Here is a 21,585-nt window from a genome sequence, read left to right as displayed (position 1 = left end):
GCCGCTGGTGCCGCTGGTGCCTCGACGACCGTGCATCACAGCAGGTGCGATATCTCGTTCAACGGCTTTAGGCCTGAGCCGAATCTGCCGATCGCATCGCGATGCGCGCCAAGCTCGCTGTAGGGGAGGTAGCGAATTCCCAGCTCCGCCACCCGCGTGAATGCCGGCCGACGCAACTGGCTGCGGACATCCTCGCGGCGAGCGTCCGGCGCCACCAGGAACATCGATACGCCCGCTCCCAGTTCCGTTCCCAAGGCCAGGTCGAGCATGCGCACGATGCCGGAATAGATCGAGGTCGAGTGCTCGACCTCGAAGGCAGCGGCGACCTTCGAGCCGTCGGCCTCCACCCAAATGACGTCGATCAGGCGAACAGAGTCCAGACCGGCCCGGGCCTGCGCGGGGAGCTGCGTCAGACAGCCGTCTCCAAGGCGACCTCCCTGATAACTGCGCCCCTGATCGTTGGACGCAATCCAGACACCGTAGCCGAGCGACTTGCCCAGGTCGCGCAGCCATCCCTGAATTTCGGTGTGGGTCGCGTCGCTCTCGCGCTCCGCGGCCCAGCGTTTGTGGGCCGCGGCCGATTCCTCGCGCACCTTTTCGAGATCGGCCTCCCAGCCCTGGAGGGCGGCCGCATCGTCATCGCGCGGTGGCGCCGCGTACCGGCCCGAGCCGATGTCGAACAGCAGCCCAGCCAGTGCCCCCATGTCGTTCGACAACGCGTTGCGGTGCTGGGCATTGAGGCGAAGGCCGCCTTCGCGCATCGAGAGGTAGTGCTCCCACTTGCCGAGCTTGACGCTGCTGCCCGTGACCGCGTTGTAGCCCTTCACGATCGCGGTGTTGAACGGCATCACGATCGTGGGGTGAACGAAGTACAGGAGATTCGCCACGGCGGGGCCCAGACCCTTGATCTGACGAGCGTCGATCCGCCGTATTGCTTCGATCACTTCCTCTGCGCTGTTGCAGCAGTCGCAGGTGTGCAACAACCGGGCAAAGGCCTGTTGGTTGGTCGCGTTCTCGTAGATGTCGGGAATGCGCAGCTTGGGCTTCCACAGGAATGCATGGTCTGCCCCCTTGAAGATCTGGCGCTGCTCTGCCACCGAGCCGACCACCGTTTCGAGCGAGGAACCGCGGAATGCGCTACCGAAGGTGCCCGCATCGATGTCCTTGACCACCTGCGCCAGGCCGCGGCGAATCGAGCGGAAGTTCTTCAGCCGTTCTTCCCAAAGGAACCAGGTGTTGTAGGTGCTCAGCGGATCGGCTTTCCAGTGACCGATGAGAGTTTCAAGCGCGTGGGACATGGTCTCGATAAATGGGCGGGCACAGGGTTCCAATTGGACCACGGCCTCGTACCGATCGGCGCCGGAAACGACGTTATTCTTGTCCCTATGGGGAGAACAGGGGAATCATGCCGAGACCATCACCGCCCGCGGGTCGCCGTGGCCTCCCACCGCGGCCAACTCCTCGGCGGTCAATATGCTCGCGGGATCGACGCCGAGCGCCTGCGCTGCCTCGGTCGCGACGTGCGCCCACGTGCAGCGGTTCGCGAACAGCATGCCGGCAACGTCGAGCGTCCCACCGCGCGCCTGGTAGCCCAGTGCACGGGTCTGCCGAGGCCCTGTATCGATGCGGCGCAACAGGCCCAGCGTCGGCTCCGGCCGCATGTGCGAGACGATGACGCGCACCGCAGCGGTGTCCGGGAACAGCGAGCGCAATGCCGCGTCGCCCGCCACGAAAGCCCGCTCGCGCTCGTCGCGTGGCAGCCGGAAGCGGCCCGGCTCGATGACGCAGGTGACTGCCGTCCGATGCCCGGCGTCGTCCAGCCGCCGCGCCGCGAGCAGCGCCTGCTGTAGCTGGTACGCACCGATGGCGACCAGCAAGACATCGGGTGCGTCGCAGGGCTTCACCACGCAGGCACCCTCATCGGCCAGACGCTGGGCCTGTTCGCCGCTCAGTTGGCTGGCCATGGCCCGCTTTGGAACGACCAGTGTCCAGAACTGGCCATGCGAGGTGTAGGCGGCTCGCAGCGCCGCGACGGCACTGTTGGCATCCACCGGGAACAACACACGTGCGGTGTCGGACATCTCGCCCAGCAGCGCTTCGGCCAGTGTCGGGTCCTGATGGGACTGCTCGTTTTTGCCGTTCTCCCAGGTGTGGGATGTCGCCACCGTCACTACCGACAGCCAGCCCGGAGGCATGCCGGCCTCCGCCTGGTGGCGCGCGAACAGGATTTCCTGCCGCAGTGCACCCAGCATCTTCACGGCAAAGGCCTCGTAAGAAACAACGAGGTTGATGCCGCCCTTGTTACCCAGCGCCGCACTGACCACAGCCTCTTCGTTGAGGGCCGTGATCACGGCACCATCCACGGCTTCAGCCAAGCCCGGTTCGGGCGTGAAGACGCGGTGTTTGAGCAGGTCCAAGGTCTGGCCCATGCGGTTGCTGCGCAGCTCGTCGGGATTGCCGACGCGCGGGCGCAGTTGAGTATTGGCCTTGATGATTGCGGCGAAGGCCCCGTCGAGCGCGCCCATCGGCGAGACATCGTTGTCGTGCCACTGCGGCTCCGGAAGCCTCGGCGCTGCGACCTGGCGATGCGCTAGGGCATGGTCCCGCTCAAGGGGACGGCGCTGCACCTCATGCCTGCAGAGCAGGGCCACCGCTTGGTCGATTTCACCCGGCGGTACAAACAACGCGCGCGCGCCCTCGTTGAACTGCTGCCGTGCTGACGGGTCGAGACGGGGATTGCCCGCCAGCGGCAGGTTGTGCGCGGCGTTGGTTCCGGCACCGGGAAAACCGAATCCTTTGGGCGCTTCGGCGATGGTGTAGTGAAGTGGCACCGGGTACTGAACGGTTCCACGCGAAACCCCCGTAGCGCAGGCCGCCAGCCGTTCCTCCATCGCGTGGATGGCCCAGGCGAATGCGGCGGGGTCGGTGCCGTCGATCTCCATAGGGTCGAAGCCGTTCAGGCGCAGATGCTGCTGGAACCATTCGAGGCCGCCCTGCTGCTGCATGGTGCTGCGCTGCTCAATGCGACGGCCGTTGAGGATCATGAACGGAGCCACGAATCCACTGTCCTCGGCGCGCCACCAGCGCGGCGCCCAGTCGCTGCCGCGCTGCTCCTCGAATGCACCGTCGCTGAGGAACACCACCAGCCGTTCGCCGGGCAGGGGCATGTGCACGTACTGCAGTTCGGCAAAGCCGAGATAGCCCCCCTCGGACAGGCCGCCTGCCGTGTTCGGGCCGACGTGGCTGCCCAGCGGCGAGGCCGGGCGCCCCTGCGCGTCGATCGCGTAGCTGTAGAAGTCCCGAGCGAAGCGCGTAAGGCCGTTCTCGCTTCGGTCGTACCGCTCGGCGTGGCGCGGCGTCATGTTGCCAACAAGCAGGTTGCAGGCGTCGATGCCCGCCACGCAATGGCCTTGACCCATCAGCCAGCCGCGTGTCAGGCCGCTGAGCGCGTTCGCGGCAAGGTAGCCGACATAGGCCGGCACGATGTTCAGTGATCCGCCGGTGTGGCCTTCAGGCGTCTCCTTGAAGTCCTCGGCCGCCATTTCCCGGCCGTCGGTATAGACCCGATCGGCATAGGTCATGTGAACCGTTAGCCACATCCCGGCCACGGCCAATCGGTCTGCGGCCCACAGCGTGCGGTAGATCGCGGATGTGTCGCTCGCCTTGCCTTCGGCGACCAGCACCTGTGCGAGGTCGTGGATTCGCAGCTGCGTGAGGTCGTTGTGGGCGATGGGGCCATGCCCGCGCGCCCAGCGCGCGAACTCGGGATCGAATTCGCGGAACAGTCGCACCCGCTCGGCGACCCAGGGGAGGTTGTGATTCATTTTGAAGGTCCTTGGAACCGACCCGCAATGACGAGCGTCGGTGGGGTTGGGAACGCCGGCGTCTCGGATCGCCGGCGCAGAAACGAATGGCATGGCGCTGGGCACGTCAGACCTGCCTCGCATATAGCACCGCGGCCACGGCCCACAGCAAGGCAGGCAGCAATAGCACCCAGCGGAAGTCCGAGTGGAGGACGAAGTCCATCGCACTCATCAGCCCGACCGTCACAAGCCCGGAGAACGCGACGGCCCAGCCGGTACCGCCTTGCCGCTCGCGCATGGCCATGCGCGCCAGGTGGACGATCAGTACGCACGCGCCCGTCATGAAGCCGCCCATCACCGTGAACACGATTCGCCGCCATGCCTCCAGACCGGGTGCCAATCCACGAAGCCGATCCAGCGGCACGCTGATGAAGCGCGGATCCTCGGGCAGCAGCGCCGGCCGCAGGAACACGAAGTAGGCGCCCAGCCCGACGAGCCAGACGCCGCAGGCCATGAACAGCGACATGGAGGTGCGCGGCGCCTGCGTGCGCAGAGGCGCCACGGCGCTGTGTCGGCGGGCGTCTCGGCGTGCTTGTCGGCGGCTCACGGCGTACCATCGCTGCGGCGACCGCTTCACTGCGACCACGCGAAGCCGAACTGCGGATAGGGCGAACGCGGGTCTGCTGACCGTCCACCTCCACGCCCTCACATTGACCTGCATCGGACAGAAGAATACAACTCGCGCAACCCGGTCAGCGGGCCTGCTCATTTTTCGCGCACCGTCATTGGCTTTGATGGGGTAGTACCCGAGTAAAGATCGCGGCGCGTCAAAGGAACGGGCCATCTTCCGTCGTCTCGTTTGGACGCTACGATCTGGTAGATCCCTGTGCCGCCCGCCTCGAATTCCAGCGCGCAAGCCGCCATGTACAGGCGCCAGACGCGGAAGGTCACCTCATCGACTTCCTGCAGGGCCTCCTCTCGGCGCGCTTCGAGTCGCTGAACCCAATGACGCAACGTCAGCGCGTAGTGTGATCGAAGACCTTCGACATCATGGATTTCGAAGCCGGACCGCTCCATCCCGAGCTGGATGTTGCTGACGCAGTCCAATTCGCCGTCAGGGAAGACATAGCGGTTGATGAAATCGGTCGCGACAGTTCGGTTCCAGCCCTCTTCGTCATGGGTGATTCCATGGTTGAGAAAGAGCCCGCCCGGCCGCAAAACACGCTGCACCACGGCGTAGTAGGCCGGCAGATGAGCGAGGCCCACATGCTCGAACATGCCGATGCTGGACACCTTGTCGAATACGGCAGTGCCATCGAGGTCGCGGTAGTCGCGCAGCTCAACCGTGACGAGGTCCTGCAAGCCTTCTGATCGGATGCGCTCGCGCGCGTATTCGAGCTGCTGCTGGCTGAGAGTGATGCCGTACGCGCGCACGCCATGTTCTCGTGCCGCCCAGCACACGAGTGCGCCCCAGCCGCAGCCGATGTCGAGCAGACGTTCGCCCGGCTGCAGCCGCAGCTTGCGGCAGATGTGCTCCAGCTTGTTGCGCTGCGCCTGGTCCAGCGTGTCGTCCGGCGTCTCGAAGTAGGCGCAGGAATAGACTCTCTCGGCATCGAGCCAGAGACCATAGAACACGTTTGAAACGTCGTAGTGGAATGAAATTGCTGCTCGGTCGGTTTGGCGCGAATGTCGATGGGAGAAGCGGCGCGCAACGCGCGAGGCCAGACTACGCGATGGTTTCAAACCATCCTGGTCAGACACGCGCAGTATCAGAGCGTCGCGCAACAGGGCCAGCTTGTCGCGCCAGGAGAGCGAGAACTTCTCGAAGTGCGCCTTGAGCCCAAGCGCGGTGTACAGGTCCCCTTCGATGTCGATGGTGCCGCGGAAGTAGGCCTCCGCCAGCAGCAGAGGATCCGGCCGCAGGACAAGGCGTCGAAGCAGACCCGGGTCGCGGATGATCAGGGTGTACTCTGGATGCGCCTCGAACTCGTGCAGGAGCACATCGCCCAGACGCAACGCCGGCTGGCGCTCGATGCCGGCCAGCAACCGGCGCAGGATGCGCAGCGCGGCGGCATTCATGTCTGGTGACGGGGATTGCGCAAGTGTCTTGGAATGGTTCATCTGGGGCACCTCAGTTGCTCGCGTGCAGCGCAAGCTGCGATGTAGCAGACGACTCTTTTTCGCGCCGGCACGATCGACATGACCAACGCCACTTTTTTGCATGTCCGTAGAGCCTCATGATGTCTGGGACTATCAAAATCGATCAAAGTCGGTCATGCGCGTACACGACTAGACTTCGCTCGCACAGATTTGCGCTGAACGTCCGCTGCCGCTCCTTCGATCAGACTGCAGACGGAATGGCCATCCGGTACTCCGTCAGGGAGTCGCGTCCAGTCGCGGTCTGCCTGCTGCATGCGCAGATGCAGCTCCGTCGCTTCCTTCAGTCGTCGAGCCTGTTCGTCAAGCCGCTCGCTCAGCAGCGCCCGAGCGCGCGGACAAGGAGATGTTCCGCGTTGACTCATCTCAACGAACTCCGCGGCGTCCTTGAGCGTGAAGCCGAGCGCCAATGCGTTGCGGATGAACCGCACCCGCGCCACGCTGCGCTCGGAGAACGCGCGATAGCCGTTCGCGCCGCGACCATCCGGCACCAGGAGGCCAACCCGCAGGTAATGGCGCAGCGTGTCTGGGGTCACACCTGCCTCCCGGGCGCATTCAATGAGTTGCATCACCGTTCTCCAGCGGGGTAGTCTCGCGTCGAAACGCATGGCAAGAGTTTGAACCCAGGTGCCGCACATAGGTCAAGAGCGTGGGTGTTTGAGCGGCTGTGATCCCATTGTCCGTGCGCTTTCGGAAGTACAACCGGCAGAACACGGTGACAGGGGTTGACCGGCTTGTGGGCGACGCTGAGAGCGGGGCTGTTGCTGACCACGGTGCTCTCCCTATTCATCGATTTCGTGTTCGGCACTTAGCGCACCATTCAAAACCCTGGCAGTCTCGTGCGCGATCACCCACTGTTCGCGCGCACGCACGGCCAGCACCGCGACCGAGGACCGTGACGCCTGAAGCTGGGCGACTTCGGATGCCGGACTGAAGGCACGATTGCGCTCCTCGTCCAGATGCAGGCCAAGGAATTCCAGGCCGTCCAGAATGCGGCAACGCAGCGTCGGGGAGTTTTCCCCAGCTCCGCCCGTGAAAGCCACAGCATCGCATCCGCCCATCGCCGCGGCGTAGGCACCGATGTACTTGCGCACGCGGTAGGCATGGACCTGCAACGCCATTTGGGCAGCAGCATGACCATCCCGCGCGCGACTCTCGATCTCGCGCAGGTCCGAGCCCAAACCCGACAACGCCTTCAGTCCACTGTCGCTGTAAAGCGCCGCTTCGATTTGCACCAGTGACAAGCCCAGGGTACGCGCGACATAGCCTGGCACGCCGGGGTCGAGGTCCCCGCTGCGTGTGCCCATCACCAGACCTTCCAGGGCCGTCATCCCCATCGAGGTGTCGACAGAGCGGCCACGGTCGATCGCGCAGACACTTGCCCCATTGCCGATGTGGCAGCTCACGATGCGCAGTTCGGATGGAGGCCGCATCAACGCGGAACTGACAGCCGCCAGCACGCTCTGGTGCGACAGGCCATGAAACCCGTATCGCCGCACCCCAACTGCGCGCCATGACTGCGGAACGGCATAGCATGAGGCGTGTTCTGGCATGCCGGCATGAAAAGCGGTGTCGAAGACCGCCACCTGGCGCACGCCTGGCCAACGCTCGCGCGCGATGCGGATGCCGGCCAGTGCAACGGGGTTGTGCTGCGGCGCCAGCGCAGCAGCCTGGTCGATCTCGTGCTCGACTTTCGCGTCCACGAAAGCCGCCTCGCGCAAGAAGGGGCCACCGTGTGCGACACGGTGGCCGATGGCATTGAGCGACGTCACGCCGGAACTTCGTACTTGCTGCTTGATCTCGTCAAACGCCGCGGCATCAACTGCGGGATGGTCGATCGTCGACTCGATCACGGGCATGGCCGATGCCGGGTCGAAAACCCCGAACTTGAGGGTCGCACTGCCGGCGTTGATGGCTAGGATGTGCATGTCTTGGTCGCCGTCAGTGCACATCGACGTCGCGACTTCCGGCCTCGGCAGTATGAGCCAGCCAGTACAACAGGACAACACACAGTGCGAGCAGCGCATGGAGCCACCAGCCCAGTTCATGGGCTCGGTGCTCCAACACCCCGGTACTAAAACGGCTCTTCAGGCGGTCAGCAGTTAAAGCTGGAGGGGCCTTTGTCAAAAAGGCTCCAACTCCAGCTTGTTCGCCACGTGAGCCGGCGATTTCAGCAGCGAGTGCGCTCATTACCTGCATTTTTACTGCTTCGCCTTCGGCGCATCAGACCTGCATGTTCATTACATCGGTGTAAGCCTGAACAATTCGGTTTCGGCTCTGCAGCGTGGCCTGAAATGCAATGTTCGACTTGACTCCTGCAAGCATCGTTTCTTCAAGACTGACAGTAGGGTTGCCGAACGTGACCTCGCGGCTCAGGCGCCCAGATTCACTTTGCAATTGGCTCGTGGTCGCTAACGCTTGCTTCATCGCGTCCAAAAATCCACCGTCCTGAACTATGGGTGCTTTGGACACCAACTTGCCCACCGGAATGACTGGCAGTAGTGCGCCAAGCGGGTTTGTGATGACGTTCATGGTGTGTCCATTGTCGAACTGACGGAGGTTATGAGGGGCCCTTTTTTGCGGGAGAAATAGACCAGCGATCGATACGAAATAGTAAGTTTCGCCAGCCGATCAAGAAGCCCTGCAACTGGTGCGTAAGCCGTTCAATTGCACGGCTATGGATAACAGAAACGTCATCTTGCCGACATTGCCGTGAGTTGCCGGTACGCGCAGTGGTGTGCACCGCAAAGCATGAAGGTTGGCAGGAACCACGCAAAGGGAGCGTGGTCTACGGCAGTTGCGAAATCTCGAACACCAGTTTGGTGCTGGAGCCATAGCGGCTCATGGACGCGTGGTTCTGCTCCAGTTGGCTGTCGGGCAGATAACGGATCGGCAGCTCTGACAACCGGGAGCGCAGTGGAAGCGGCCACGGACGCGAGAAGCGCAGATGCGACGCTACGGGCTTGATGCCCTGCGCGCATGGCGCTCCAGCGTCAACTGGCGCGGCCCCTTGTTGAACCTCGGCGCCAGGCACATGGTCGCCGCACTGCCGCCCAAATACTTCACAGGCGTGGGGCTTGTATCGGTAGTTGACCATCCACCAACACCTCCAGCGTTTCACTTGAACCGCCGTAGGCGGAACCGCACGTACGGTGGTGTAAGAGGGGTGAGGGGTTACCCCTCACCCCGCTCGATCATGACAAAGATGTAATGAAGCCGTTATGCCTTTGACAGCTAGTCGTTTGCACAATGACATAAGTCAAAAATGCATCACAAATCCATGAACAATCTCTGGCTTTCACGACCTACCTCAAGCCTCTGGCTGGGCGCCGCACTAATGGTGCCATCCCTGGCATTTGCACAGATGCCAGAGGTCGAAACCGCGAAGGTGGGCTACCTGCTCTCGTACCGATCAGCCCTCTCGGGTTACGAGGCCTACAAGGAGCAGTCCGTCCAGCCCTGGAAGGCGGCGAACGACAAGGTGGGTGAAATCGGCGGCTGGCGCGCCTATGCGAAAGAAATCAAGTCCGGCGAGCCCGGGTCCGCCAAGGACGCTGCTCCCGTCAGCGATCCGCATTCTGGCCATCACGGGGGAGAAAAACCATGATGCGTTTGCGTGCCACTCACGCCAAACTCGCTCTATCTGCACTCGGACTGGCGGTGCTGACCGGCTGTGCCAGCGTCAGCCTGGAGCAGAACATCGGCCGTGTCAACGAAGAAGCTGGTAGCTTCACCGATGGGAAACTCGCCCTGGCTCGTACCCAGGAGGAGCGCGACCAGCGAGCGCAGGCCGCTCAAACCTTGCTGGCGGAGACCCTAAATCAGAAAGATGCCGTCCAGTTGGCCTTGGTGAACAGTCCGTCCCTGCAGACCCTGCTGGCACAGGGTTGGGGAGAGTCAGCGGACGCCGCGCAGGTAGGCCGGATTGCCAATCCCATCTTCAGTTTTGAGCGCATGACGGCCGGCACCGAGCTGGACTTGGGGCGTGCGCTCTCCTTTGGCCTGTTGGATCTGCTGACCTTGCCGTCCCGCTACGGCGTTGCCACCCGGAGAATCGAGCAGTCTCAGCTGCGTTTGACCAGCGACGTGGTGGACCAGGTCACGCGCGTGCGCCAGGCCTGGGTGCGCGCCGTGGCGGCGCAGCAATCGCTCCAGTATGCCAAGCAGGTCTATGACAGTGCAGAGGCCGGAGCCGAACTGGCCAAACGCATGCAGAGCGTGGGGAACTTCAACCGCATCACCCGCGCACGCGAGCAGGCTTTTTATGCCGATGCCGCCACCCGCCTGAGCACGGCCCAGCACCAGGTCACGGCCAGCCGGGAAGAACTGGTACGTTTGCTGGGGCTGGATGAAAGCCAGGCGCAGGCGCTCAAGCTTCCGGAACGTCTACCCGATCTCCCCAAGCAAGCACTGGATCCGCAGGCGGTTGGCTCGCTCGCTACCAAGGCACGCCTGGACATCCGCCTGGCGCAGACCGCGCTGGATGGCGCGGCCAAGGCCCAAGGCCTGAACATGGTGAGCAGCTTCACCGATATCGAGCTCACTGGGCGTCGCAACACGACATTTGACAATGCCGAGGGCACCCGCTCCACCGCACGCGGCTGGGAAATCGATGTGCGCCTACCCCTCTTTGACTGGGGCGGAATGCAGCGCGATGCGATGAACGCTCGAACGCTGGCGGCCGCCAACCAGCTTGAAGGCACGGTGCGTTCCGCGGGCTCCAGCCTGCGCGAAAGCTATTCGGCCTATCGAACGGCCTACGACGTGGCGCGGCACTACCGCGACGAAGTGGTTCCGGTGCGCAAGGTGATCGCGGAGGAGAACCAGCTTCGCTACAACGGCATGCTGATCAGCGCGTTCGAACTGCTGGCCGATGCGCGCGACCAGGTCGGTGCCGTCACGGCGGCCTTGGACTCACAGCAGCAGTTCTGGCTGGCCGATGCCGCATTGCAGGCATCCGTAATCGGACGCCCCACCAACACCACCTTGTCGGTCACCACCAGCGCTTCCAGCGACGCGGGTGCCGGTCACTGATCCAGAGACGATTGCCATGACATCCAGAAGAGATTTTTTCAAGTTCGCCGGTATTGCTGGCGGCGCCGTTGCGGCCGGCGCGGTGAGCCGTGTCGCCATGGCGGCCTTGCCCGAGCCCGTCATTCAGACCAGCCCGAACACCATGGCCCCGCTGATGCCCAATTCGGGACGACCGTACAACCCAGTGGTGACGCTCAACGGCTGGACGCTGCCCTGGCGCATGAATCAGGGCATCAAGGAGTTCCACCTGGTCGCCGAACCGGTGGTTCGCGAAGTGGCACCAGGGATGAAGGCCCACCTGTGGGGCTACAACGGACAGAGCCCCGGCCCGACCATCGAGGTCGTCGAGGGCGACCGTGTGCGCATCTTCGTGACCAATAGGCTGCCCGAGCACACCAGTGTTCACTGGCACGGCCAGCGCCTGCCCAGCGGCATGGATGGAGTGACCGGTCTGACGCAGCCGGCGATTCCGTCCGGCAAGACCTTTGTCTACGAGTTCGTGGCGCGCCGCCCGGGCACCTTCATGTACCACCCGCACGGCGACGAGATGGTGCAAATGGCCATGGGCATGATGGGCTTCTGGGTCACGCACCCGAAAGCTAGGCACCCGCTGATCGACGAGGTGCAACGGGACTTTTGCTTCCTGCTCAGTGCATATGACATTGAGCCCGGGGCCGCTACACCCAAGGTCGCGGAGATGACGAACTTCAACCTGTGGACCTGGAACAGCCGTGTCTTTCCTGGTATCGACTCTCTGAACGTGCGTCTCAACGACAAGGTGCGCATCCGCATGGGCAACCTCACCATGACCAATCACCCGATGCACGTGCATGGCCACGAATTCGTGGTCACTGGCACCGATGGCGGCCCGACGCCCAAAAGCACGCGCTGGCATGAAGTAACCACCGACGTGGCCGTGGGGCAAATGCGCCAGATCGAATTCGTCGCCGACGAGGAGGGCGACTGGGCCTTCCACTGCCACAAGAGCCACCACACCATGAACGCAATGGGGCACGACATTCCCACCATGATTGGCGTGGATCACAGCGGCCTTGCCAAGAAAGTCAACAAGCTGATCCCGGACTACATGGTCATGGGCGAGCGCGGCATGGCCGACATGACGGAGATGGAAATGCCGATTCCCGACAACACCATCCCGATGATGACCGGGCAGGGGCCGTTCGGCTCGGTGGAGATGGGTGGCATGTTCAGCGTGCTCAAGGTGCGCCGCGACCAGAAGCCGGGCGACTACAAGGATCCGGGCTGGTACAAGCATCCCGCAGGCACGGTGGCGCATGAGTACACCGGCCCCATGGCCGAGCCCGCACGCTTCAGCGCCGAGGGCGGCCAGTCCATGCCGCGTGTGCGCAAGCCAGCAACGCCGACCGAAGTCAAGGTGCGCAAGCCCACTTCGCATGGCGAGCATTGAGGTTTCCCTTCAGTTATCAACGAGAGTCCATCCATGAAATTCACGCGATCCACTATTTCTCAATTCTTCGCTATGGCTGCACTGGCCACGTCGGGGGTAGCCTTCGCTAGCGGCACCCATGCAGGTGGTCACGGTGACGGGGGTGAAACAGCCATTGGCAAACCCGGCGTTGACGCCAAGGCCGGTCGCATCGTTACCATCGAAATGAGCGACAACATGCGTTACACGCCGTCGAACATTCAGGTCAAACAGGGCGAAACCGTGCGCTTCGTTGTCAAGAACGTCGGCCAGGTCAAGCACGAACTCAGCCTGGGCACCGAGAAGGAATTGCTCGAGCATCTGGAGCAGATGAAGAAGTTCCCGGACATGGAGCACGACGAACCCGGCAAGGTCACGCTCGCACCGGGCAAGCAGGGTGAAATCGTCTGGCAGTTCACCAAGGCGGGCGCCGTGAACTTTGCCTGCCTGATGCCTGGCCACTATGAGGCCGGCATGAAGGGCGCCATCCAGGTAGGCCGCAAGTGATGGTCTGAAGCGCCCACCACAGCTGGCCGAGCCATGGCCGGGCCTGACCATAGATCCATCCATTTACCCAGAGGTCACCATGAACACCATCCAACGTCTGCTCACCATCTCCGCTCTGGCCATGGGCGCTGCCCTGCCGCTGGCGGGCCATGCCCAGGTCAGTCCCAATTCAGGCCAGACTTCGGCGCCCGCGCCCGCACCCGCATCCATGACCGATGGCGAGGTCAAGAAGGTAGATCTGGACAACGGCAAGATCACCCTCAAGCATGGGGACATCAAGAACCTGGACATGCCCGGAATGACTATGGTCTTTGCCGTCCGCGACAAGGGCCAACTCACCAACCTCAAGCCCGGCGACAAGGTGCAATTCATGGTCGTCCAGGAAGGCGGGAAGATGATCGTCACCGACATCCAGCCCGTGCGCTGAGAAAATTCACAACCGCGGCATCTCGTCGGGCGCGGCAGCCCTAGTCAGCCCCTCCACCAAAAGGAGGATGCATCATGTTTCACATTCGCCATACCCTGATCGGCCTCTGTGTCGCCGCCGCCTCCGTGGGCGTGCTGGCGCACGGTTCCGACGAGCACAAGGACCAGGCTTGCTGAAACCGAAAGGGGTCACCACGCCAAGCTCCTGGAAGCCAATGCCGCCCAGACACGGTTGGCGGCGGAGCGGGACAGCGCACGCGCCGCTATGGCCGAAAGCGCCAGGGTCAACCAGGCGCAACGTGTTGAGCTGCAGCAAGCCCTTCAGGCGGTTGCGCAGCACAAGGCTGAAGCGGAAACTCTGCGCACGTTGATCGCGCAGTTCAGGCCACCGCAGAAGTCCGCTCGCCGAAAGCGGGCCAACGAGGCATCAGAAGGTCAATGAATAGCGCCAAGCCAGTGACAGTTGATGACGCTACGCAGGTCTTGGCGCTTAGCGTCATTCTGAAATTAAGGAATTATTCTTAATAAGAAAAGGCTTATGAATCAAGACTGGCCGTATCCTGGTTTGTCCTCTGGAGGGAAAAATTCTTCATTACCAAGTGATTTCGTGCGAAGTTTGACCACGCCTTTTTGACAACCCCGGTGGCGGACTTCACAGATTGCTCGCACGCCTGCGAGAGAAAAGTATCGACATCCCAAGGCATGCAAGCTTTTCTCGCCTCGCGAGGTAAGCTTCGCCTCCTGACCCATGGCAATCAATGCCGTTCGTAGTTTCACTACCTTGTCGGAGAGCAGCCCATCATGAGCACTCAAACCCATTGGGAATCGGTCTACGAAACCAAATCGCCGGAAACGGTGAGTTGGTACGCACCGCATCTCCTGCAGTCCCTGCAGTATGTCCGCACGGCTGCGGGCTCCAAGCAGGCGTCCATCATCGACGTGGGCGGAGGCGAGTCCACGCTGGTCGATGACCTCCTGGCCGATGGCTACGAGGACATCACGGTGCTGGATCTGTCCCACACGGCGCTGGAGGTCACGCAACAACGCCTGGGGCCCAAGGCCGCCGATGTAGCTTGGCTGGTGGCGGACATTCTGGAGGTGGAGTTGCCTGCGGCTTCGGTGGATGTGTGGCACGACCGTGCGGTGTTCCACTTTCTGACCACTGACGAGCAGCGTGAGCGCTACATGGCGCAGGTGGTTCATGCCCTGAGGCCTGGTGGCTTTGCCATTGTCGGCACCTTCGGGCCACAGGGGCCTGAAAAGTGTAGCGGCCTGGCCGTTTCCCGTTATGCGCCCGAGGAACTGCACGGCAAGTTCGGAGCACCATTCGAGCTGATCGAAAGCCATACCGAGATCCACACCACCCCTTGGGGCGCACCGCAGCAGTTTGTCTACTGCTTTTGCCGCCACCACGCGCAGTAGGCGCCATCAGGCCCTGAGATCGTCACGCATCCCGCGCCCCATTTGATCGTCCTCATGTCACTTGATATTGCCCCGGATATCAGGTATTGCTCGCCACTGCGCTCGATATAGCCTGCGCCCACGTTGGCGTTGTTGCGCTCCAATGCAGTGACCAGGTCTGCGATCGTCAGTCCGTGAGCCACCAGCTTGTCTGGCCACGGTGCCACCTGGAACTCCTTGGCATACCCGCCGATGGTGTTGATTTCGGTGACACCCGGAACGGTGCGCAGTTGCGGTTTGATGATCCAGTCCTGGATCTCCCTCAGATCCATGGGGGTGTATTTGCGAAAACCAGATGCACTTGACCACCGAGTCCACTGCAACGTGACCACACGCGCCACATCTACATGACCGACCGGACCAGGGCCCCGTGCCAATCTGAGTTGCTCGGCGTAGGAGCGACTCCCCCGCCGACAAACATCAGATCCCCACAAAGCTACCTTGCAGAACAGAAGTGCGCTAGGTCGCATGCTGTTCGTACTGCCATCTTCAGGTGGTAGGGGGCTTGGCTGATCATTGAGCCCGGCAAACTTGCCACAAATCCGTTCAATTGCCTATGAGATTGGGCGCACTCGACTGGCACGTATCAGGCAGGCATGTAGGGGGCTGCCATGCATTGGTTCTACCCGAGTCAAGTCAAAGCCCGAATCAGGCTGGTTACAGTCAATCGCCGGAATGAACAGCGTGGCAGCTTTGCCCGTGAAGCCGCCGCTTGCCGGATACCAAAATTCCTACGCACTCTTGAACAAGACATGCGACGGAAAACTGAGGCAACGTTCAATGCCTCAGTTATTCAAAACCATCTAGATTTCTATCCAGCATTCACGCGTTTGGCGTCTCCTCAGGATGTTCTCACTGCAGCGGAAATCGATTGATATCGAAGCTGCCCGAGCGGTGTTTTCTTTTCAAACATGCGGTGCCGCACGTTGGCGCCAACGTGACCTGCCCCCAATACCCGTACCAGTCGTTTTGAGAAAATCCGCTGGTTAAAGGAGATTACTCCTGGGTTTGAAGCGGCGCCGTTACGGCGCCGCCAGTTGATTGTCGATGTCGCGCTGCGAACTTTGCTGGGGGAATCCGGCCGCAGCTGCTGTGCGGTCTGATCTCGTTGTAGTCAGCCCGCCAGCGCGCAATCTCGGCACGGGCCTGTTTCAGGCTCTGGAACCAGTGCTCGTTCAGACACTCGTCGCGGAACTTGCCGTTGAAGCTCTCGATGTAGGCATTCTGCGTGGGCTTGCCGGGCTGGTTGAGGATATGGCGCACGCCCCTGGCCTGCGCCCACGCCATGAAGGCTCGGCTGGTGAATTCGGGCCCCTGGTCTGTGCGCACGGCCTGCGGGTAACCGCGAAACCGCGCCACCTGCTCCAGCACGCGCACTACGTACTCGCCGCCGATGCCGTGGTCGACGGCGATATCCACGCACTCGTGGCTGAAGTCATCGGTGATGGTCAGGCACTTGATGCGCCGGCCACTGGCCAAGCTGTCGCTGACGAAATCCATGCTCCAGACCTCGTTGACGCTCTGGCATTGGTGCAGCGGCACGCGTTCGAGCTTCAGGCGCTGCTTGCCGCGGCGCTTGCGCACCGACAGCTCAGCCAGCCTGTAGAGCCTATAGACGCGTTTGTCGTTGACCTTCGTGCCTTCAGCCCGCAGCAGGTCGGCAATGCGCCGGTAGCCGAAGCGACGCCGCTCGTGCGCGAGCTCGACGATGCGCTGACTCGTGGCCTGGTCGTGCTGTGCGCGCTGGGGCGGGTGCCGCCAGCTGTCGCGCGACAGTCCCACCAAAGCGCAGGCGCGCCGTTCACTGATCGAGGTCTCTTCCAACATCTTGCCCACCGCGCGTCGCTTCGCCGGTGGGCTCAGCGCTTTACGCCGAAGGCCACCTTCAGCGCCTCGTTGTCCAACACCGCTTCGGCCAGTAGCTTCTTGAGCCGGTTGTTCTCGGCTTCGAGGTCGCGCAGCCGTTTGGCGTCGCTGGCTTCCATGCCGCCGAACTTGGCTCGCCACTTGTAGAACGTGGCCGAGCTGAAACCCTCTCGGCGGCACAGGTCCGCAACGCTCATGCCAGCGTCGGCCTGCTTGATGAACCCAATGATCTGTTCGTCCGTGTACCTGCTCTTGCGCATCGCGCTTCCTCTCGGTTGCGCGGATTCTCTATTGCCTTGGTACGGGTGGCGGGTTGCAGGTCAAACGGGGTAAAGGTACCGACCTATCTGTACGAGCTCGTGCACGACGCGACCACTCAAAGAGCTTGGGCGCATTGGCAAGAGAACCGCGAGGGGGAGACGGTGGGTCGGCCGATCAGCTACCAGGAACTGGTCGAACGCACGGGAGTGGAGTTTTCGCCAGCAAGTGCACTGCAGCATTGAGTCGCAGCAAGGGCCGTGTCAGCGGCGGGGTTATAAATCGGCCCTTTCCAACGTCAACACGTGAGCATCCATGAACCGCGCAGAACTTGTTGAAATCCTAGCTTCCAGGAATGACCTGTCCAAGACTGCAGCCAATGCGGTGCTGGAAACGCTGATCGACACCATCAAGACCGCCGTCAAGAAGGGCGATGCCAAGCGTACGGCGCGCACCCGCCAATCAAGGCTTACTCGTGCAGGGGGGCGCAGCGCCCGCGACGATCAGAGAAAGCGAGAACGGACATGAAGCTGTGCGAGATAGGCATCAAAAACTTCCGTCTGCTGCAGGACGCGCGCATGCGGCTGGACACGACGGGCATCACGACGATCCTGGTGGGCCCCAACAACAGCGGCAAGACCTCGACCATCGAGGCCATGCTGGCGTTCCTACAAAGGCCGATAAAGCAGCTGTCGATCAACGACTTCTCCCTTGGCTGCCGTGACGCCTTCAAGAAGTTCGAGACACACGTCCTGACGCCACCAGCAGCGGCAGCCGCGGGTGCTCCAGCGACTGAGCCGCCGCCATTGCCTGCGCTGCCGGTCCTGTCGCTGCAACTGAAGTTCGACTACGACGACACCGGTCCGGATCTGGCACTCGCAGGCGAACTGCTGATGGACCTGGAGGATGCGTCCACGACCGTCACCGTCGAGATCCGATTCGGGCCTGCAAACCCCCAGCAACTGGCGGAGGCGTACATGAAAGATCGTGACGATGACCAGTCCTTCGCCGACTACCTTGCCGTCACGCTGCACGACCACTACAAGCTCGATCAGTTCAAGCTGAGCCCGGACGGCACCCAAGCCGAGAGGCTGCCCGACCGCGGCATCCTGCAGCGGCTGATTCGAATCGATGTCGTCAGTGCACAGCGCCACATTGACGATCGTGAGGAGGGCAGTAAGGCCACGCGGTTGTCTACGCTGCTCCACGCCCACTACGAGCGTCGGTACAAGGTCGACGCGCCCAGCGACTTCAAGGCGCTTGAGAAGACGCTGCGAGAGCAGTCCACAGCGCTCGGTCCCCAGTACGTCAAGGCCTTTGATGGCCTCATGAAGGGCCTCGCGAAGTTCGGCCACCCCGAGTCCCCCAAACTGACGGTCCGCGCCGAGCTCAGCGCCGATGGGCTCTTCAAGGACACGACGCGCGTCTACTACGCCGCCATCGCCGCTGCGGGATTGCCGGCCGACGGTGCCGCGGCGGCGATCGATCAAGCCTTCGAGCTGCCTGAACGCTACAACGGTCTCGGGTTCAAGAACCTGATCTACATCGTCCTGTGTTTGAAGTCGTTCCGTGAGGACGTCGAGTCAGACCCTGAGCACCGTCCGCGCGTGCACCTGGTGGTCGTCGAGGAGCCGGAAGTCCACATGCATCCCCAGATGCAGGCGGTGTTCGTCCAGAAGGTCAGCGAGTTCCTTGCACCCGCGGCCGGCGAGACTGGCGTGCAGCTGCTGCTCACCACGCACTCGTCGCACATGGCGGCCAACTGCGGCTTCGCGCCGATTCGCTACTTCCGGCGCAATAAGGGCACGGTCGAGATCAAGGACTTGCTGTCCTTCGAGGCTTCGGCGAAGACTGACCCTGAGAAGACCGCGATGGAGTTCCTTCGGAAGTACCTCACGACGACGCGATGCGACATGTTCTTTGCCGACAAGCTCGTGTTCATCGAAGGACAGGTCGAGCGCATGCTCTTGCCTCGGCTGATCGCGGCACTAGAAGCCGCACTTCGCGACAAGCTCACTTCGACCTATGTCTGTACGGTGGAGGTGGGTGGCGCGTATGCGCATCTCTTCCGAAAGCTGATCGAGTTCCTGCAGCTGCCAGCGCTCGTGATCACCGATCTGGACTCGATCGACGGCACCACCAAGAAGAAGACACCTGTCGCCAGCGGCCACGCGAGCAGCAATGCGACCCTGTCGAAGTGGCTGCCGGGCAGTGCCGACCTGCCCAAGCTGATGGCAGCTGGTGAAGCAGAGAAGACCTCCGGCCGCGTTCGAGTCGCCTACCAAGTCGCGGAGGCCGCTGGTCAACCTTGTGCACGGAGCTTCGAGGAAGCCTTCGTGTATGCGAATTCGGCATGGCTGCTCGCTAACAAGGCCAAGCTGCTCGCCACCGGCGACACCTTCACCCATGCGGACGCCGCGGCTCTGACCGCTGACGCCTATGCGATCAGCCTGCCGAAGGTCGACTTCGCGCTTGATCTTCTGGCCAACAGCGGCTGGGCAACACCTAAGTACATCCGAGAGGGGCTCGAATGGTTGGCGAAGCAGTAACCGCGGCACAGCCGGAGAAGACGGCGGACGAGCGCATCGCCGATTGCCTCACCAACGGCCGAAGCTTCGTGCTGGACGCCGGTGCTGGGGCGGGCAAGACTTACTCTCTGGTCGAGGGCCTCAAGAAGCTGTGCGCACCACCCATCGCGGACAGGCTGAAACGGGACGGGCAGCAGATCGCCTGCATCACCTATACCAACGTAGCCAAGGACCAAGTGATCGAGCGGATTCAAGGCAACAGCCTGGTGCGGGTCTCGACCATCCACGACTTCCTCTGGAGCACGCTGCAGCCCCATCAGCAGGCACTCCGACAAGCGCTGCTCGATTTCAACGGGGCGCTACCGCCGGCAAGCGCGCGTCGAGTCGATCAGGCTGAACTGCGGGCGAAGGTGGATGGCCGGCTCGAGGTGAAGTATTCGGACCGAGGCTCCAAGTTCCTCGACGGTCGGATCTTTCATGACGACCTGCTGTCGATCGCCTGTATTGCCTATGCCAGGTACGACAAGTTGGTGCGGATCGTGGCGAGCCGCTACCCCTACATCTTCGTCGATGAGTACCAGGACACCAGCGCGGCGGTTGTCGACATCCTGCTTCGCCGAATCCTGCCCTTGGTCGGTGGCAAGGTCGTGCTGGGATTCTTCGGCGACAAGATGCAGAACATTTATCACCACGGTGAGCACAAGGGGATCGGCACCTTGCCGGCGGATCTCGCCGCGCCGCTGGAAGTGATCGTCAAGCGTGAGAACCGCCGCTGCTCCCTCAGCGTCATCAACGTACTGAACAAGATCCGGACCGACATCACACAGATCCCGGGCAACATGAACGTACAAGGCGATGCCGCGTACATCCGAGTCGGGGGTGCGGCGGATGAAGCTGGCCTTCAGCGCGCACGAGAGCTGCTGACTGGCACCTTGGCCTGGAACCTGGTTGGCCACGGCAAGCGTGAGCTCTACCTCACCCACAGGCTGATTGCCCGCAAGGCCGGTTTCGCTGACCTTTTGCAGGCTTTTGCGGATCGAGGCGGCTTCGCCAAAGATGCCCTCACCGATGGTTCCGATCGGCGGATCGCCTTCTTTCTGGAGAAGGTGGAGCCGCTGGCGCAGGCTTGGGAGAAGGGACAAATCGGCGAGACGCTCGGCAGGCTTCATGGCGCGGGTCACCGGCTTGCCAGTCGCGCCGCGAAGTCAGGCGTCCGCGACGCGCTGAACACGCTGATCGACAAGCGCGGCGCGGGCACTGTCAGGGAGGTGCTGGAGACGATTCGAGATCGTCAGCTCTTCCCGCTGACCGATGACCTGAGCATCCGCCTCGAGAACAACCAACCCATCCTCACCGCGGAGATGGATGAAGCCGCGCAAGAGCGAGAGCAGGCGGACGCGAAGCTGTACGCGGCACTCTTGGCGCTTCCCTACGCGCAGGTCGCTGCATTCGCTCGGTTCTTCATGACCAACACGCCTTTCGCAACGAAGCATGGGGTGAAGGGTGACGAGTTCGAGACCGTGTTGGTGGTGCTGGACGATTCCGGCGCTGCGTGGAACTTCTACTCATTCGACAAGTACCTGTCCGGAGCCGACGACGCGGCGAACCCAGAACGTGCGAACCGCTCTCGCAATGTCTTCTACGTCTGCTGCTCTAGGGCGAGACAGAGGCTCGCTGTGATCGACATGGGCAAAGCATCCGCGGCGAAAACTGCGCGGATGCAGGCGCTGTTCGGCGCTGATCGTTGCTTTGAGGTGTAGCCTTCGGCGGTTGAATCTTCGACCCGTGACCCGATGACTGCTTCAGGTCCCAGTGCGTGAATCCGGCTTCAAGACGCGGAGGGCAGCAATCGCTGCGTTGCGGACTTGCAAGCAGGCCAATCGTGGGACGGCTTCGGGTCGATTCCAGCCGATCACGATGTCGGCTTAGGTGGTCACTTGAATGCCACCGAAATCTACCGGTAGACGCCTCCCTTTTCCGCGGGAGCGCTTTCGGTTGCGGATGCGGCAGGGGGAACTACCTGTTAGTCTTCCAATGTGCTGCCAGTCCCAAGGCGCATGTCATGTTTCCACCGATTATCGGTGGCGTCGCGGTCGTT

Annotated in this window: 19 protein-coding genes and 2 pseudogenes; 10 read left to right on the top strand and 11 right to left on the bottom strand. The window is 62.4% G+C overall.

All coding sequences use genetic code 11. From position 1 onward, the window contains the following. Nucleotides 1-35: 35 nt before the first annotated feature. From ALIDE2_RS13515 to ALIDE2_RS13485, 9 genes are all read right to left on the bottom strand, one after another. A complete protein-coding gene (locus ALIDE2_RS13515; RefSeq protein WP_005794599.1) occupies nucleotides 36-1,298 on the bottom strand; it encodes a hypothetical protein in 1,263 nt (420 codons plus the stop codon). 105 nt (nucleotides 1,299-1,403) lie between these two features. Then, entirely contained in the window at nucleotides 1,404-3,824 is a 2,421-nt protein-coding gene (locus ALIDE2_RS13510) for a phosphoketolase family protein (protein WP_011805852.1), read from the bottom strand. A gap of 106 nt (nucleotides 3,825-3,930) precedes the next feature. Beyond that, nucleotides 3,931-4,329, bottom strand: a complete 399-nt coding sequence (locus ALIDE2_RS13505) for a hypothetical protein (RefSeq protein WP_013722286.1) — start codon at nucleotides 4,327-4,329, stop codon at nucleotides 3,931-3,933. Nucleotides 4,330-4,568: 239 nt separating this feature from the next. Continuing rightward, nucleotides 4,569-5,924 (bottom strand): SAM-dependent methyltransferase, encoded by a 1,356-nt coding sequence (locus ALIDE2_RS13500; protein ID WP_005794605.1) that lies wholly within the window; start codon nucleotides 5,922-5,924, stop codon nucleotides 4,569-4,571. A gap of 152 nt (nucleotides 5,925-6,076) precedes the next feature. Continuing rightward, complete coding sequence (locus ALIDE2_RS24475; protein ID WP_005794607.1) at nucleotides 6,077-6,529, bottom strand: MerR family transcriptional regulator; 453 nt, start codon at nucleotides 6,527-6,529, stop codon at nucleotides 6,077-6,079. Between the two features lie 213 nt (nucleotides 6,530-6,742). Then, entirely contained in the window at nucleotides 6,743-7,888 is a 1,146-nt protein-coding gene (locus ALIDE2_RS13490; RefSeq protein ID WP_193353126.1) for an acetate/propionate family kinase, read from the bottom strand. Between the two features lie 13 nt (nucleotides 7,889-7,901). After that, entirely contained in the window at nucleotides 7,902-8,150 is a 249-nt protein-coding gene (locus tag ALIDE2_RS25225) for a hypothetical protein (RefSeq protein WP_162470486.1), read from the bottom strand. Nucleotides 8,151-8,183: 33 nt separating this feature from the next. Next, a complete protein-coding gene (gene fliE, locus ALIDE2_RS24470) occupies nucleotides 8,184-8,492 on the bottom strand; it encodes a flagellar hook-basal body complex protein FliE (protein WP_013722284.1) in 309 nt (102 codons plus the stop codon). Between the two features lie 256 nt (nucleotides 8,493-8,748). Then, nucleotides 8,749-9,057 carry a hypothetical protein gene (locus tag ALIDE2_RS13485; RefSeq protein WP_013722283.1) on the bottom strand — a complete coding sequence of 103 codons (309 nt, stop codon included), beginning with the start codon at nucleotides 9,055-9,057 and terminating at the stop codon, nucleotides 8,749-8,751. A gap of 183 nt (nucleotides 9,058-9,240) precedes the next feature. Here ALIDE2_RS13485 and ALIDE2_RS13480 point away from each other — a divergent pair, with 183 nt between their 5' ends. The 6 genes from ALIDE2_RS13480 to ALIDE2_RS13455 all read left to right on the top strand — a co-directional run bounded on the left by ALIDE2_RS13480 (nucleotide 9,241) and on the right by ALIDE2_RS13455 (nucleotide 14,796). Continuing rightward, a complete protein-coding gene (locus ALIDE2_RS13480) occupies nucleotides 9,241-9,567 on the top strand; it encodes a hypothetical protein (protein WP_013722282.1) in 327 nt (108 codons plus the stop codon). Further along, nucleotides 9,564-10,994 carry a TolC family protein gene (locus ALIDE2_RS13475; protein WP_013722281.1) on the top strand — a complete coding sequence of 477 codons (1,431 nt, stop codon included), beginning with the start codon at nucleotides 9,564-9,566 and terminating at the stop codon, nucleotides 10,992-10,994. The genes ALIDE2_RS13480 and ALIDE2_RS13475 overlap by 4 nt, the downstream gene beginning before the upstream one ends. Before the next feature lie 16 nt (nucleotides 10,995-11,010). Further along, nucleotides 11,011-12,423, top strand: a complete 1,413-nt coding sequence (locus tag ALIDE2_RS13470; RefSeq protein WP_005794621.1) for a multicopper oxidase family protein — start codon at nucleotides 11,011-11,013, stop codon at nucleotides 12,421-12,423. A 33-nt stretch (nucleotides 12,424-12,456) separates the two neighbouring features. Beyond that, nucleotides 12,457-12,948, top strand: coding sequence for a cupredoxin domain-containing protein (locus ALIDE2_RS13465; protein ID WP_005794622.1), 492 nt, complete (start codon nucleotides 12,457-12,459; stop codon nucleotides 12,946-12,948). A 79-nt stretch (nucleotides 12,949-13,027) separates the two neighbouring features. Continuing rightward, entirely contained in the window at nucleotides 13,028-13,375 is a 348-nt protein-coding gene (locus ALIDE2_RS13460) for a copper-binding protein (protein WP_005794624.1), read from the top strand. 800 nt (nucleotides 13,376-14,175) lie between these two features. Further along, a complete protein-coding gene (locus tag ALIDE2_RS13455) occupies nucleotides 14,176-14,796 on the top strand; it encodes a class I SAM-dependent methyltransferase (protein WP_013722280.1) in 621 nt (206 codons plus the stop codon). A gap of 77 nt (nucleotides 14,797-14,873) precedes the next feature. On the opposite strand, the pseudogene ALIDE2_RS13450 reads toward ALIDE2_RS13455, so the two are convergent. Next, nucleotides 14,874-15,116, bottom strand: a pseudogene (locus ALIDE2_RS13450) (efflux RND transporter permease subunit); the annotation flags it as partial. A gap of 715 nt (nucleotides 15,117-15,831) precedes the next feature. Continuing rightward, nucleotides 15,832-16,961 (bottom strand): IS3 family transposase gene (locus ALIDE2_RS13445; RefSeq protein ID WP_376738321.1). Its coding sequence is split into 2 segments (ribosomal slippage): nucleotides 15,832-16,706 and nucleotides 16,706-16,961, totalling 1,131 coding nucleotides; the frame shifts between segments, so codons are not numbered across the junction. Nucleotides 16,962-17,024: 63 nt separating this feature from the next. On the opposite strand from ALIDE2_RS13445, the pseudogene ALIDE2_RS25455 reads away from it, so the two are divergent. From ALIDE2_RS25455 to ALIDE2_RS13430, 4 genes and pseudogenes are all read left to right on the top strand, one after another. Further along, nucleotides 17,025-17,204, top strand: a pseudogene (locus ALIDE2_RS25455) (DNA/RNA non-specific endonuclease); the annotation flags it as partial. Nucleotides 17,205-17,274: 70 nt separating this feature from the next. Then, nucleotides 17,275-17,487 (top strand): HU family DNA-binding protein, encoded by a 213-nt coding sequence (locus ALIDE2_RS25775; RefSeq protein ID WP_013722277.1) that lies wholly within the window; start codon nucleotides 17,275-17,277, stop codon nucleotides 17,485-17,487. Next, the gene (locus tag ALIDE2_RS13435; RefSeq protein WP_013722276.1) at nucleotides 17,484-19,508 is read left to right on the top strand and encodes an ATP-dependent nuclease; all 2,025 of its coding nucleotides are present in this window, start codon (nucleotides 17,484-17,486) and stop codon (nucleotides 19,506-19,508) included. The genes ALIDE2_RS25775 and ALIDE2_RS13435 overlap by 4 nt, the downstream gene beginning before the upstream one ends. Further along, nucleotides 19,490-21,247, top strand: a complete 1,758-nt coding sequence (locus ALIDE2_RS13430) for a UvrD-helicase domain-containing protein (RefSeq protein WP_013722275.1) — start codon at nucleotides 19,490-19,492, stop codon at nucleotides 21,245-21,247. Before ALIDE2_RS13435 ends, ALIDE2_RS13430 begins: the two co-directional genes overlap by 19 nt. Nucleotides 21,248-21,585 lie beyond the last annotated feature (338 nt).

Origin of the sequence: Alicycliphilus denitrificans K601, from assembly GCF_000204645.1 — a bacterium.
In the GTDB taxonomy this organism is placed as follows: domain Bacteria; phylum Pseudomonadota; class Gammaproteobacteria; order Burkholderiales; family Burkholderiaceae_C; genus Alicycliphilus; species Alicycliphilus denitrificans.
The sequence above is the reverse complement of the archived record's forward strand: the minus strand, read 5'-3'. Positions and strand labels throughout refer to the sequence as shown.

Excerpts from the sequence above, each read along its gene's own strand:
- ALIDE2_RS13515 (WP_005794599.1), bottom strand. The coding sequence starts at position 1,298 with ATGTCCCACGCGCTTGAAACTCTCATCGGTCACTGGAAAGCCGATCCG.
- ALIDE2_RS13510 (WP_011805852.1), bottom strand. The coding sequence starts at position 3,824 with ATGAATCACAACCTCCCCTGGGTCGCCGAGCGGGTGCGACTGTTCCGC.
- ALIDE2_RS13505 (WP_013722286.1), bottom strand. The coding sequence starts at position 4,329 with ATGTCGCTGTTCATGGCCTGCGGCGTCTGGCTCGTCGGGCTGGGCGCC.
- ALIDE2_RS13500 (WP_005794605.1), bottom strand. The coding sequence starts at position 5,924 with ATGAACCATTCCAAGACACTTGCGCAATCCCCGTCACCAGACATGAAT.
- ALIDE2_RS24475 (WP_005794607.1), bottom strand. The coding sequence starts at position 6,529 with ATGCAACTCATTGAATGCGCCCGGGAGGCAGGTGTGACCCCAGACACG.
- ALIDE2_RS13490 (WP_193353126.1), bottom strand. The coding sequence starts at position 7,888 with ATGCACATCCTAGCCATCAACGCCGGCAGTGCGACCCTCAAGTTCGGG.
- ALIDE2_RS25225 (WP_162470486.1), bottom strand. The coding sequence starts at position 8,150 with ATGAGCGCACTCGCTGCTGAAATCGCCGGCTCACGTGGCGAACAAGCT.
- fliE (WP_013722284.1), bottom strand. The coding sequence starts at position 8,492 with ATGAACGTCATCACAAACCCGCTTGGCGCACTACTGCCAGTCATTCCG.
- ALIDE2_RS13485 (WP_013722283.1), bottom strand. The coding sequence starts at position 9,057 with ATGGTCAACTACCGATACAAGCCCCACGCCTGTGAAGTATTTGGGCGG.
- ALIDE2_RS13480 (WP_013722282.1), top strand. The coding sequence starts at position 9,241 with ATGAACAATCTCTGGCTTTCACGACCTACCTCAAGCCTCTGGCTGGGC.
- ALIDE2_RS13475 (WP_013722281.1), top strand. The coding sequence starts at position 9,564 with ATGATGCGTTTGCGTGCCACTCACGCCAAACTCGCTCTATCTGCACTC.
- ALIDE2_RS13470 (WP_005794621.1), top strand. The coding sequence starts at position 11,011 with ATGACATCCAGAAGAGATTTTTTCAAGTTCGCCGGTATTGCTGGCGGC.
- ALIDE2_RS13465 (WP_005794622.1), top strand. The coding sequence starts at position 12,457 with ATGAAATTCACGCGATCCACTATTTCTCAATTCTTCGCTATGGCTGCA.
- ALIDE2_RS13460 (WP_005794624.1), top strand. The coding sequence starts at position 13,028 with ATGAACACCATCCAACGTCTGCTCACCATCTCCGCTCTGGCCATGGGC.
- ALIDE2_RS13455 (WP_013722280.1), top strand. The coding sequence starts at position 14,176 with ATGAGCACTCAAACCCATTGGGAATCGGTCTACGAAACCAAATCGCCG.
- ALIDE2_RS25775 (WP_013722277.1), top strand. The coding sequence starts at position 17,275 with ATGAACCGCGCAGAACTTGTTGAAATCCTAGCTTCCAGGAATGACCTG.
- ALIDE2_RS13435 (WP_013722276.1), top strand. The coding sequence starts at position 17,484 with ATGAAGCTGTGCGAGATAGGCATCAAAAACTTCCGTCTGCTGCAGGAC.
- ALIDE2_RS13430 (WP_013722275.1), top strand. The coding sequence starts at position 19,490 with ATGGTTGGCGAAGCAGTAACCGCGGCACAGCCGGAGAAGACGGCGGAC.